This window comes from Ruegeria sp. D1(2025) (assembly GCF_056536425.1).
Genome location: NZ_JBQFPO010000009.1, coordinates 94,078 through 107,142, shown reverse-complemented (window position 1 = coordinate 107,142; position 13,065 = coordinate 94,078). Strand labels below are relative to the sequence as shown.

Below are 13,065 nucleotides of genomic sequence, written 5' to 3'. Positions count from 1 at the left end.
TCCCTCTCCCCTGCAATTCTCTCTTTTCTGGTACAGGTCTTTATGTCATATGTCTATCCATAAAGCGGAGACACACATGACAGCCATATTCGCAAATCGCGCCCTGCTGCCCACTGGCTGGGCAGAGAACCTGCGGCTTGAGGTCGAAAGCGGGCGGATTGCGCGCCTGACCCCGGATTCCGCGGCGTGTGATGAAGATACCCGCGTCGACATTCTGCTGCCTGCCTTGTCGAACCTGCACAGTCACGCCTTCCAGCGCGCCATGGCCGGGATGACCGAGTATCGTCTGGCCGGTCGCGACAGTTTCTGGACCTGGCGCGATTTGATGTATCGCTTTACCGGCCATCTCAGCCCCGAACAGGTTCAGGCCATCGCGGCGTTGGTTTATCTTGAGATGCAGGAGGCCGGATATGCCGCGGTCGGCGAATTCCACTATCTGCATCACCAGCCGGACGGGACGCCTTATGACCGCCTTGCCGAGCTGTCGGACCGGATCATGGCCGCTGCCGCCGAGACCGGGATTGGACTGACGCATCTGCCGGTGCTCTATTCCTATGCGGGCGTCGGGGAAAAGCCGCTGGAGAGTGGCCAGCGCCGCTTTGGCAACGATGTGGACCGTTTCTGCAAATTGGTGGAGCAAGCCCGTGGCGCGCTTGGTGATCTGCCAGATGACTGCCGGGTCGGCATCGCACCGCATTCCCTGCGTGCCACCTCGCCAGCAGATTTGGCGCAGGTTATCGCCGCGCAGGGCGCTGGCCCGATCCACATTCACATCGCCGAACAACCGAAGGAGGTGGCTGAAGTGCAGGCGGGTCTGGGTGCGCGCCCGGTTGAATGGCTGCTGGACAATGCGCCGGTCGATGCGAACTGGTGCCTGATCCACGCCACGCATATGACCGAAGCCGAGACCTGCGCCATGGCCGCCAGCGGTGCCGTTGCGGGCCTCTGCCCCGTGACCGAGGCCAATCTGGGCGATGGTCCTTTCAACGGCCCGACTTACCTAATTGCAAACGGCGCCTTTGGCGTGGGTTCGGATTCCAACGTGTTGATATCCCTGACTGAAGAGTTGCGCACACTGGAGTATTCCCAGCGTCTGCGCGATTTGTCGCGCAATGTGCTAGTCGTGGGCGAGGGCTCGGTCGGGCGGACGCTTTATTGCGGCGCGGCAGAGGGTGGCGCGCAGGCGCTTGGCCGCGATGCGTGGCAGATTGCCGAGGGCAAGCTCGCCGACCTCGTGGCTGTGGACGGCCAAAACCCAGCCTTGTGTGCCTTGCGCCCGGACCAACTTCTGGACGGGCTAGTATTTGCCGCAAAGGACCATGTGGTGACAGACCTGTGGTCTGCCGGCCGCCATCGCGTGCAAAATGGCCGCCACGTGGCGCGGGACCAGATCATCTCCGGTTACCGGGCGGCCATGGCCGGGCTTTTGTCTGGTCTCTAGGCCCGAACCTGTGCAAATCGGACAGACAGGACTATGGCATCAGGGGCCGGAGTGACGGTTAAGGCGTCATCCGGCCATTCCGCCTCTCCCGCGATCAACTGAACGCCAACTGACGTGGCAGCCATACCCCTGGCAACAAAGACGAATTCAAACGGTGCCACATCGAAATGTTGTGCACCTATATGAACATCCACGCTGGCCGTGATAGCCTGCGGATCGTAAATCACATTGAATGCCCGGCACGGCCCGCCCAGCAGCCGCGCATTCAGCGGCAACGCCCCATCGAAATACAGCGGCTTGAACGGCCGGGCCTTATAAATGTCGGTCGAGCCTTGCAAATTCAGCCCGGCCCCGTCGATGATCGTGTGCACCCGCGCCAGACCCGGAAAGCGCGAGAATGGCCCGTCACGGCCGATCTCGGCAACGCTTATGCGCCAGTCGAGTTGATTTTTGATCCGCTGGACGGCCAGTTCACGGGTCACGCCACCGCCATTGGCCCAGGGGGCGGCTGCCGTCTCCTCAAGCCTGATACGCATGCGGGTCAATTTCTTTGCATGTTGTCATTAATCTGGACATAATATGAATATGGGCAAAATGATATAGTGAGCAGAACTTGACCGAGCAGAAAAACATAGGCTTTCAGGCGATCCGCGATGAAGTGCTGAACCGCATCCAGACGCGTGTCTGGCCGCAGGGCAGCCTGCTGCCGACCGAGCTGGAACTGGCGGCTGAGTTCGGCTGCGCCCGGGCAACGGTCAACCGGGCCCTGCGCGAACTGGCAGATCAGGGGATCGTCACCCGAAAACGCAAGGGCGGCACCCGCGTGGTCACTATGCCGGTCAAACAGGCAAAACTGCCCATCACCGTGGTTCGTCAGACCATCGAAGAGATGAATGCCGAATACCGTTATGCGCTTGTCAGCCGAACTGTCATTGCCTGCCCGGCCTGGCTGCAGGCCAAGTTAGGCCTGCCCGAGGCGGCGCAGGTCCTTCATCTGTCCTGTATGCACCACGCCGACAACCGCCCTTTCCAGTTCGAAGAGCGTTGGATCAATATCGACGCCGTGCCCCATGTTGCGAACGAAGATTTTCTGACCGTTGGCCCCAACGAATGGCTGCTGGCTGAAGTGCCATTTTCAAATGCGGAAATCGCATTCTCGGCCGTCCCCGCCACAGGCGCGTTGCAGGACTTTTTGTCCGTCCCGTCCGGAACACCGCTGTTCCAGCTGGAACGCACGACATGGTTTCAGAACAAACCCGTCACGTTCGTGCGCATGACATTCCACCAAGGTTATCAGATGCGCACAACCTATTGACCGCGGCCGCCCTCAGGCATTGTCCGGCGGTCGAAGAATACGGGAATATTCCCGTTGAAACCTGTTCAGCTTGAGACCAGCCTTCTAATGCCGTTGCCTCAGGTTTTCGAAGCAACACGCACAGATGCATTTCCCGTCGCTGAATTAACTCAAGCGCGAAACAGAACAACTTACCTGAGCAGGAATTCTCTGGCGCAAATGCGCAGCAGCCAGTTGCGGAACTGAGTGACCGCACGCGACCCGTCGGCGCGGTACGAAGTCAGCAGGTAGTAGGCATTGCCGGTCGGAAGGCTCAGATCAAAGGGCGCGACCAACTGGCCCTTGCGCCGGCTTTCCTCACCAAAGGGGCGGCGGTCCATGGCCCAGCCCAGCCCGCTTTTGGCGGCCTGCAGGGCGTTCGAGCGATTATCCATCTCGGCGACCGGTTTCCATGAAATCTCGCTCAGACCAGCTGCTGAAAACCAACGGCTCCATTCATTCGCGTGGTGGTGGCTGCTGATCAGCGGCTCGGACTGCATCTCTTCGGGCAGTGGAATGCTGCCTCTGGCCTCCAGATAATCGGGGGCGCAAACCGGCTGGATGATCTCATCGAACAGCTTGACGCAGCGTGCCTCCTGCGGGGGTTTGTCGGCAAAGACGATCGCCATGTCGACGTCACTGCCTGCAAGGGTGATTTCCTCTGGCATGGTGATGATTTTGACGGTCACGTTCGGCGCTGCCTCGCGCAGATTGGGCAGGTTCGGGATCAGCCACATGTTGGCCAGTGACTGGTACATATGGACCGACACGGTTTGCCCGCTCTTGTCGCCGGTATATTCGGCGAAGGCGGCATCAAGCGTGTCCAGGGCTTGGCGCACGGGGCCGAACAGCGCTTTCCCTTCGTCTGTCAGTTCGACGCTCTGATGTGCTCCGCGCTTCAATAGGGTCGCGCCGACAAAGGTTTCGAGTGACCGGATCTGATGGCTCACGCCCGAGGCAGTGATATTGAGCTCGCGCGCGGCCTCGACGTTGCGCCCCAGTCGTACGACGGCTTCGAACGCGCGAATGGCGGCAAATGGCGGTATCTTGCGTGACATCTGAACATCCGGTTACGGGCCAACGTGCGGACCCTAGAACAAATGATACGCTGCTCCCAGTCCTGTCCCCTTATACGGGAGCCGTGCACAGATCAAACAGATGCCGCAAGTCTTGTGCCGACAGTTGATCGAACTGCGCGGACAGGTCGCGGATTTCTTCGGCTCGGGATTCCTCAAGAACCGGAGCGGCGAGCATGCGGAACTTTTGGGTGATCTGGTCGTCGCTGAGTGCCATGTCCGCGTCACCGCGCGGTGTGCGGGGTTCATCCACGATCCGCTGACCGTTCCTGAGGATGATTGTCACCTGCGCCCAGCGTTTGTCGGTACTGATGCGGGTCATTTCCGGATCATCTATCAGCTTGATGGTGCGGCTTACGCGCAGGATGTCGGGGTCGCGTAGGGCCTCGGCGCTCAGTTCGTCGACGCCCACCTGACCGCGTACGAGCATCGCGGCGACGGGAAAGGCGATTGCATAGGCGAACTCATCCTGAGTTTGCGGTTCGTGACCGGCCAGCCGTGTTGCATAGTGGAAGGTGCGGATTTCGACGCTGTCCACCTGTTCGTGGGTGAAACCGTGTTTCTGCATCATGTCGTGTACGGAGTCGAGCGAGGGATGGGCCCAGCGGCAGCAGGGATAGGCCTTGTAATGCGTGTGGTCGACCAGCCGCCAGCCGGTGCCCAGATCGGCCCAGAATTCCGCGCCGTCTTCGCCCTCGCAGGTCAGCGCCGGGGCACCGGTGAACCCTTCCATTGCCAGGTAAGCCGCCGTCACCCCCGAGGGCGCGCCCCAACCGACGCCATCGCGAACCATGGTGGGATGGTCGATGCAGCGCATCATCTGGCTGCGGGGGCCATGGTATTCCCCGATCCCTGCGGCCTGCCGGATCTGTTCCGCGTTACCACCCAGCAGTTTGGCTCCGGCGGCGGCGACCCCAACGGCGGTCCACGCGCCCGAGGTGTGGTAATCAGCGCAGGTTGCGTGTTGCACCAACCCGGCACGGTAGGAGACTTCGTATGCGGTGGCAAGGACTTCGGCAAAGCGCTTGCCGTCGATCTGATTGCCGCTGGCCTGTGCCATTGCGATCATCGCCGGGAACACGGCTGAACCCGCATGACCTTTGCACGGGGTGGTACCGTCATGGGCGTCGATACTGTCCACTGTGAATGCGCCGGCCATGGCGGCCCCGACAGGGCTGACCGAGCGGCCATCCATCAGAATCCTCGCCGAACCGGATGAGCCCGCCCCGAATATCATCGGTGCAACGCGGCGTGCGATGCCCGACATCTCGGTGGTCACGCCGACGGCCGCCACGCCGATCGTGTCGACAAAGGACCGGCGCAGCGTCCACAGGACGGTTTCAGGCAGATCATCATAACGCAGATTGGCGGCGAACTGGTCGAATCTGTGTCCCATCAGCTCAGCAAGTCCACGGCGGATTTCATGCGCTTCAAACCTTCCGATATATTGTTTTCAGACGTTGCGATTGACATGCGAAAGAACGGATCACATGAAAATCCGGGCCCGGGGACCACGACGACCCCGTGTTCCAGAAAATAGGCCGCCAGTTCGGTCGAGCTGGTCAGTATCTTACCCTCGGGCGTCCGGCGTCCAAGCAGTCCGCCGCAATCGGGCATCAAATAGAACGCGCCGCCGGGGCTCTGTGTTTGCAGCCCTTCGATTTCGGCCAGCCCGGTCAAAGCCTGATCGCGGCGCTTCTGGTAGATGGCGCACCAGTTCTTCAGGAATTCCTGCGGCCCGATCAGAGCCGCCACCGTCGCCGCCTGACTGATCGAGCACGGACCGCCATTGGTCTGGCTGAACAGGCTGCGAATACCGTTGGTCCACCATTCGGGCCCACCGGCAAACCCGATGCGCCAGCCCGTCATGGCGTAGGATTTCGACACGCCGTTCACAGTCAGTATCCGCTGCTGCAGGTCCGGCGCGACGGCAGCCAGGGTCTCGAACTCCGCGCCATCGAAAATAATGTGTTCGTACAGATCGTCCGAGATCACATAGACCTGCGGATGGCGTCTGAGGACCACGGCCAGCGCCTCCAGCTCGGTGGCCGAATACACGGCTCCGGTCGGATTGGAGGGTGAGCAGATCATCATCAGCCGCGTCCGGGACGTGATTGCCGTTTCAAAAATTTCGGGCGTCAGTTTGAAGCAGCTGTCTGCAGTGTCGACCAAAACCGGCGTTCCGCCCACGGCCTGAACCATACCCAAGTGAGAGGCCCAGAGCGGCACAGGCAGGATCATCTCGTCCCCTGGGTTCAGGACTGCCTGAATGGCGGTTGCCAGCAACGGCTTCGCGCCTGAACAGACGATGATTTCTTGTGCTGAGAAGGTCAGGTTGTTGTCCCGGCGGAACTTTTCGATCACGGCCGCCTTGACGGCTCCGTTTCCGTCGGTCGGAGTGTACCGGGTGTCGCCCGCCCGAATGGCGGCAATCCCGGCCGCGCAAATATGGGCGGGGGTGTCGAAATCCGGTTCGCCCACGGAAAAGTCGATCAGATCGGCCCCGGCCTGCCGCATTTCGAAGGCTTTGTTGAAGACACCGATGATCGGTGATGCGGGCAGCGCGTCGACCAGTCGGGACAGCATCATGATGCCTCCGCCAGATCAGTCAGGGTCAGATTTGGGCCAAGACTGTCGGGGCCAACAAGAATATGGATGACGGCGGCTTTTCCGGATGCCATTGCGCGTTCCAGCGCGGGTGCGAAATCGGCGGTCGTCTCCACCCGCTCGCCATGTGCGCCATAGCCTTGCGCGACGACCGCGAAATCGGGGTTTGTCAGTGAGGTGCCCGAAGTACGTCCGGGATGCTTTCGCTCCTGATTGGAGCGAATGGTGCCGTACATGCTGTTGTCAACGATGATAAATATGGGATCGAACCCATATTGAATTGCCGTCGCCACCTCTTGACCGTTCATCAGGAAATCTCCATCCCCGGCGATGTAGACGGCTGGTGCATAGGGGCGCACCACCTTGGCGGCGACCGCCGCCGGAACGCCCATTCCCATCGCGCCGGAAATCGGGGCCAGAGCGCCCAGAAACTGACGGTAGTCGAAATGGATGTTGGGCCAGTCGGCCGCGTTGCCCGCACCGGTGGTCATCGTAGTTTCCCGAGGCAAAGTGGAGTTCAGCACGCGCATCACTTCGGCCATGTCGACCGGACCGCGTTGGACAGTCAGGGCGCGCATCGCCTGGTAATCGGCACGCGCGCTGGCAGGCGAGTGGCGTTTTGCGACTGGCAGTAAGGCCAGGGATTTTGCAGCTTCGTTCGGGTCGGCCAGAATGGGCAGGTCGGCCTGATAGAGCCGCCCCAGATCCTCGGGACCCGGCAGGATGTGGACAAGCTTGCAATTCGGTTGGGGCGATTGGATGAGGCTGAATTTCAGTGTGGTCCCGTCATTCAGGCGCGCGCCCAGTGCGATCACCAGATCAGCAGATGTCGCGTATTCATTTGGCATCGGATTGCCGCCAAAACCCAGATTCCCGATAAAATTGGGGTGGTCATGCGGAAACAGACCCTGGCGGCGGAACCCTACGGCAACCGGAAGCCCGTGGTCTTCGACAAAGCGGATCGCGGCTGCATGCCCCTCTTCGGTCCAGCAGGTGCCGCCCAACAGCAGCAGCGGGCGCTCGGCTTCGGCCAGAAGCGCGGACACCTGTTCAAGATCGGCAGGTGTGGGTGCGGGAGGGGTCAGTTTGACCTGTGGCAGATCGGTGGCGTCGGTCAGTTCGGCCAGCATATCCTCGGGCAGAGCCAGCGCCACCGGGCCGGGCCGTCCCGAAAGGGCGGTGCGAAAGGCGCGGTTCACATATTCCGGGATGCGGGCGGGATCGTCGATTTCGGCCACCCATTTCACCATATGGCCCAGAAACCGACGGTAATCGACCTCCTGAAACGCCTCCTTGTCGCGATGAGTGCGTGGGATCTGACCGATCAGCAGGATCAGCGGGGTCGAGCCCTGTTGCGCAGTATGTACCCCGATGGAGGCATTGGTCACCCCGGGGCCCCGTGTCACGAAACAGACTCCGGGCTTGCCTGTGGCGTCCGAATACGCCGCCGCCATGAAGGCCGCGCCGCCCTCTTGCCGTGTCGTGTAGTACTTTAGTGTGTTCGAACAATCATGCAGCGCATCCAGGGCCGCAAGATAACTTTCACCGGGGACACCGAAAATGGCCTCAACACCGTTGACCCGCAGCATGTCGATCAAAACCTGTCCGCCTGTCCGCATCACATTGCCTCCTGTTTCAGAGTCCATGTTTTTCAGTCGGAAGCAAAGATCGAAACTGAATTCTTCACGCCGGGATTGAGGTAAATTCATCCCGAAGGGGCGCCCGGAAAAACATCCAGGCCGTGCGACGTGCAAACGGGCGGCGCATGCCTACTCCGGGCCATGTCATGGGTGCATTTGTGTCGACCTTAGCCTTGATAATCCCATTTACACATCAACGCGTTGATCCTCGACATCGAAGAAATGCAGGAATTCTGGTGCAAGGTGCAACCCAACCGTTGCGCCAGGCTGCAATTCGGTATCACCGGTGATGCGGACTGTAACTTTGTCTTCGCCACCACAATCGAGGATCAGGAATGTGTCTGCGCCAAGATACTCAATAACCTCGATAACGCCATCACACTGACCTGCACCTTGTGCTACGACCTTAATATGTTCGGGGCGGATGCCCAACCGTGTCGCGGCTACAGCCCGATCATAGGTTCCACTGCCACCCCCCGAAAGGCGGTAAGAACCATTGTCGGTCGTGCACGGCAGGATGTTCATTTTCGGGCTGCCGATGAATTGGGCTACGAACAGGTTCGCTGGATGCTCATATAATTCGCGCGGAGTGCCGACCTGGGCGATATGACCGTATTCCAGCACGACGATCCGGTCTGCCAGCGTCATCGCCTCGACCTGATCGTGCGTGACGTAGATCATGGTACGTTTCAGGTTCTGGTGCAGTTTGGCGATCTCGTAGCGCATTTCGACGCGCAACGCGGCGTCGAGGTTCGAAAGAGGTTCGTCAAACAGGAATGCGGTGGGGTCACGCACGATTGAGCGGCCGATAGCGACACGCTGGCGCTGACCACCTGAAAGGTCCTTAGGCCTGCGTTCCAGAAATGGCGTCAGTTTCAGCACCTCCGCAGCCTTGCTGACCTGGGCGTCGATGTCTGTTTTTGGGGCACCGGCAACCTTCAGCGAAAACCCCATATTCTCGGCCACGGTCAGATGGGGGTAAAGGGCGTAGGATTGAAACACCATGGTTAGACCGCGTTTCGAAGGCGGGTGATCGGTGACGTCGTTGTCGTTGATCAGAATTGCGCCGCGCGAAGTATCTTCAAGGCCGCCGATCATACGCAACAGGGTGGATTTACCGCAGCCCGATGGGCCTACGAACACGATGAACTCACCTTCGTCTATGTCAAGGTCAATGCCCTTGATGACCTGAACGTTACCAAACCACTTTTCGACCGCGTTGAGCTTGATGCTGCCCATCAGTTCCTCCCTGCCCAGATCAGCCAAACGGCGGCTGTCCATGTAAACGAATTCCCGCCCGCGGGACTGCCGGTATTGGGATCGAAGTATTCAGCAAACCCGAAATTGGAAATCAACGCGGCGGTTTTGGCGCGCAGGTCTTCCGCTTCGGCCTCATGGCCCATTTCGGCAAGGCCAATGCCGATCATCATGTTCATGATCGCCCAGGTTGGTCCGCGCCAGTATCGGCGGGGATCGAATTTCGGGCTTTCTGTGTCGTGGCTGGGAATAGGGTGCGGGACCGTTTTCTGAACTTTTCGGAGCCTTTCCAGCATTTCGGGTGACTCGATGCCGGCAAACCAGCACATGAAGGAAGCGTTCGAGATACTGTTCGCCCAGTCGCCGCTATGGGCATCGCGCGAGTCAAAAGACCCCAGATCGGCATTCCACAGCGACCGCGCGCCCTCCTCCAGCCGGGCGATGTCGTTGCTCAAGCTGTCGGTTTCCAGACCGAGTTCGGTGCCTACGGCCAACAGATCGCGGGCCGCGCGTAAGGTGGTGAAGGTCATTGTCGGGTCCGCCACGCGGAACGGGTTCTTACGGAGTAAGGTCTTCTGATCCCATCCGGCCTCGCGTCCGATCTGAACCAGCTTGATGTACCGGTCATAGTCGAACTTGGTGGGCCGGTCGTCGCTGTTGACGTGGCTTGTGTCCCGGCGGACATATTCGCCCACGTCCGAGGCATCCATACGTGCCATCGCCTTGTCCCAGTCCGGAGCGTTGTCGCGGCCCGCCTCCCAGGGGTGGGTGGTGCAGACAGCCCCCAGATCGTCCAGCCGCCATTTCATGATCCAACGGTGCCAGGCCAGCATGGCAGGGAACAGCGCGCGAATACGAGCTTCGCCCAGTGTCCGGTCCTTGTCCCAGATAAGGCGTGCCATGGTGGCCGCAATGGGTGGCTGGATGATGCCCGACGACGGGATCGGGCCGTTGCATCCCCAGACATCCGGTCCAGGGAAATACCCAGGATCGGGTTTGTGAAACAGGATATGCGGGACCATCCCGTCAGCCCATTGTCCCGAGAACAGCGTCTCAAGCTCAATCCAGGCGCGATCTATGTCAAATTCGGCAAACCCAAGCGCGGCGATCGCGCTGTCCCAATTCCATTGATACGGATAAAGCCCTTCGGTCGGGATGGTGTAGCCTCCCCGGTCATTGGCGATCAGGATATTGCGCGCCTCGCGGTCGGGGTTCGTATGTTGGTTCATCTGTGTCATCCTTTGACGGACCCCGCAGTCAGGCCCTTGGTCATGAAACGTTCAAGCCCCAGGAACAGCGCCATGATCGGAACGGTGGCGATGACGGCACCGGCCATCAGGTGCTGACGGGGAATTTCTGAGGAATTCAGCATCGTGACCCCTCGGGTCAGGGTGAATTTTGACGGATCGTCCAGCAGCATGAAGGCCAGCAGGAACTCATTCCAGGCGATCATGAAGACGTAAAGCGAGACCGACGCCAGAGCCGGCAGGCTGAGCGGAAGGGTGATCTTCCAGATCACCGACAAGCGTGACAACCCATCCATCAAACCGGCTTCCTCGACCTCGGTCGGCAAGCCGCGAAAATAGCCTTGCAACATGTAGAGCGCGACCGGGATCGTCGTCACCGGATAGATCATGACAATGCCAAGGATCGAATTGCGCAAGCCGGTCAGAGAGAATGCGATATAGATCGGCAGCGCCAGTACGATCATCGGGACCATGTAGATCAACAGGATCGAGCGTGAGAACGCCTTTTGCCCCTTGAACCGGAACCGCGCAACAGCGTAGGCCCCGGGGACGCTGAAGGCCAGCGTAATGAATACCGTGAGGACCGAGACGTAGAAGGACGTCCACAAATAGGTGCCGAAATTGAAGTCACGGAACAGCTCGGTATAACTGCGGAAAAGCGCGGTGCCCTGGCTCAGGTCGATCGAGAAATCCAGCGGATTTTGCAGCAACGCCTGCTGGGATTTAAGGCTGGTCATCACCATGACGTAAAACGGGATGACCACGATTGCCGTGAAGAAAATATACCCGAAGCCGGTGCAGAACCGGATTACCGCATCCTCGAATTCGTGCCGGGTCAGCTCTCCGAACGGGGTTTCCCTGAGAATTGCAGCCAACGAGACGTGAATTACGGCGGCCATTGCCAGAACAGTAACCAGGACTGCCTGCACCGACGTGTCCGGGCCGATCAGAACGGGGCCAAACCCGGTCAGGCCGGACAGGCCCAGCATGGCCGATATACCCAGGCGGGCCGGTGCATGGTGCGCCGGGAACCGGATGTAGATCCATCCTGCCAGCGCACCCCAGATCAGGCAGAGCAGTATTTGGGGACGAAATGCCGCCCCGGTGGAAAACGACATGGTGACGGCAACGGTTGTCGCGATGACAACCAGCCAAAGCGCGCCCAGAATTGGGCCGGTTATATACCCTTTGCGCATCACAGACCCTCCTCACGGCTAATGAAGCGGAAGAAGACAAAGCTGAAGGCAATCAGGCACACCAGGATCACCACCGCCACCGCCGCACCGGCGCCGATGTTCGATATTGCAAAAGCCTGTTCATAGACATTCACGGTCAGCGTGCGGGTGCCTGCATTGCCGCCGGTCAGCAGGAAGATGTCATCGAATTTGTTGAACGTCCAAATGAAGCGCAGCAGGAACAGCACTGACAGGATACCCAGCAATTGCGGGATGCTCAGCCACCAGAATTTCTGGAATGGCGAAGCCCCGTCCATATCCGCCGCTTCATACATGCTGGAGTCGATAGATTGCATCCTGGCGAGGATGAACAGGAAGGACAGAGGGAAATAGCGCCAGATCTCAAACACTGTGACCATGATCAGGGCCAATGGGCGTTCACCGAAGAAGTTGATGGGATCGCTGGTCAGTCCCATCTGCACCAGCAACGCGTTGGCGGAACCTGAGAATGGGTCGAATAGCGTGACCCATGTGAAGGCGACCGCAATCACCGGGGCAACGTAAGGGAACAGGTAGAGGCCTCGGATGATGCCCTGCCCCCTGAAGCTTTTGTTCAGCAGCAGGGCCGCAAAGAGGCCCATGACCAGCGCACCGATTGTGCCGAATACAGTATAGAACAGAGTGACCCAAAGAACGCCCCAGAATTCTTTCCCGTCAAAGACGCGGGCAAAGTTTTCGAGGCTGAATTCAAGGCTGGTCAGTACATTCGGCCCGCTGCCGGTGACTTTCGGCTCTGATCCCTCGACCGCATCCTCGACCGCATCCGGGTCGCCGTCGAATGTGACCGGGATGCGGATACGCTCACGCTGTCCACCCTGCAAAGTGCCGAAATCGCAATACAAATCCTGCCCGTCCAGAGCACATGGCGCAACGACTTCTCCGGCGGTCACCCCGTCAGGAAGAACATCGGCCAGGGTCACGCCTTCGATCGCGATCTCCTGGCTGGAGTTGCGCAAGCGGTATTCGATCCGCAGATCGTCGCCCGATCCGCGCAGACTTTCACGGACAACTGGCGCGGGTGGGCGCAGGTCGGACAGGGAAAATGGCTTGAAGCTGATCCAGATGATTGCCAGCAACGGCAGGATCACGACAAGCGACACACTGATCACGGTCGGAGCCAGCAGAGCCCAGGCCATACGCGCCTCGCGTTTGGCAAGTGCCCCGGTTCCGGTCGGTGGGGTTACCGAAGAAGACATGGAAGACCTCGGAGAGGGTTGGGTGCAGCGGCG

The 13,065-nt window shown here is 59.9% G+C and carries 11 protein-coding genes; 2 read left to right on the top strand and 9 right to left on the bottom strand.

What is annotated here, in order from left to right:
- Positions 1-76: 76 nt before the first annotated feature.
- Complete coding sequence (locus ACR1XU_RS18220; RefSeq protein WP_480915646.1) at positions 77-1,441, top strand: formimidoylglutamate deiminase; 1,365 nt, start codon at positions 77-79, stop codon at positions 1,439-1,441.
- Here ACR1XU_RS18220 and ACR1XU_RS18215 read toward each other — a convergent pair.
- Positions 1,438-1,977, bottom strand: a complete 540-nt coding sequence (locus tag ACR1XU_RS18215) for a HutD/Ves family protein (protein ID WP_480909123.1) — start codon at positions 1,975-1,977, stop codon at positions 1,438-1,440. The two genes, ACR1XU_RS18220 and ACR1XU_RS18215, sit on opposite strands and share 4 nt — an antisense overlap.
- 77 nt (positions 1,978-2,054) lie before the next feature.
- On the opposite strand from ACR1XU_RS18215, the gene ACR1XU_RS18210 reads away from it, so the two are divergent.
- Complete coding sequence (locus ACR1XU_RS18210; RefSeq protein ID WP_480909120.1) at positions 2,055-2,756, top strand: GntR family transcriptional regulator; 702 nt, start codon at positions 2,055-2,057, stop codon at positions 2,754-2,756.
- Positions 2,757-2,926: 170 nt separating this feature from the next.
- On the opposite strand, the gene ACR1XU_RS18205 is transcribed toward ACR1XU_RS18210, so the two are convergent.
- The 8 genes from ACR1XU_RS18205 to ACR1XU_RS18170 form a co-directional block, all read right to left on the bottom strand.
- Positions 2,927-3,832 (bottom strand): LysR substrate-binding domain-containing protein, encoded by a 906-nt coding sequence (locus ACR1XU_RS18205; RefSeq protein WP_480909117.1) that lies wholly within the window; start codon positions 3,830-3,832, stop codon positions 2,927-2,929.
- Positions 3,833-3,902: 70 nt separating this feature from the next.
- The gene (locus ACR1XU_RS18200; RefSeq protein ID WP_480909114.1) at positions 3,903-5,246 is read right to left on the bottom strand and encodes an MmgE/PrpD family protein; all 1,344 of its coding nucleotides are present in this window, start codon (positions 5,244-5,246) and stop codon (positions 3,903-3,905) included.
- A complete protein-coding gene (locus tag ACR1XU_RS18195) occupies positions 5,246-6,439 on the bottom strand; it encodes a pyridoxal phosphate-dependent aminotransferase (RefSeq protein WP_480909112.1) in 1,194 nt (397 codons plus the stop codon). The genes ACR1XU_RS18200 and ACR1XU_RS18195 overlap by 1 nt, the downstream gene beginning before the upstream one ends.
- Positions 6,436-8,076, bottom strand: coding sequence for a thiamine pyrophosphate-dependent enzyme (locus tag ACR1XU_RS18190; RefSeq protein ID WP_480909109.1), 1,641 nt, complete (start codon positions 8,074-8,076; stop codon positions 6,436-6,438). Before ACR1XU_RS18190 ends, ACR1XU_RS18195 begins: the two co-directional genes overlap by 4 nt.
- 207 nt (positions 8,077-8,283) lie before the next feature.
- Positions 8,284-9,336, bottom strand: a complete 1,053-nt coding sequence (locus tag ACR1XU_RS18185; RefSeq protein WP_170679222.1) for a sn-glycerol-3-phosphate ABC transporter ATP-binding protein UgpC — start codon at positions 9,334-9,336, stop codon at positions 8,284-8,286.
- Entirely contained in the window at positions 9,336-10,583 is a 1,248-nt protein-coding gene (locus tag ACR1XU_RS18180) for an MGH1-like glycoside hydrolase domain-containing protein (protein ID WP_480441080.1), read from the bottom strand. Before ACR1XU_RS18180 ends, ACR1XU_RS18185 begins: the two co-directional genes overlap by 1 nt.
- A gap of 5 nt (positions 10,584-10,588) precedes the next feature.
- Positions 10,589-11,797, bottom strand: a complete 1,209-nt coding sequence (locus ACR1XU_RS18175) for a carbohydrate ABC transporter permease (protein WP_480909106.1) — start codon at positions 11,795-11,797, stop codon at positions 10,589-10,591.
- Entirely contained in the window at positions 11,797-13,032 is a 1,236-nt protein-coding gene (locus ACR1XU_RS18170) for a carbohydrate ABC transporter permease (RefSeq protein WP_480909104.1), read from the bottom strand. The genes ACR1XU_RS18175 and ACR1XU_RS18170 overlap by 1 nt, the downstream gene beginning before the upstream one ends.
- Between the last annotated feature and the right edge of the window lie 33 nt (positions 13,033-13,065).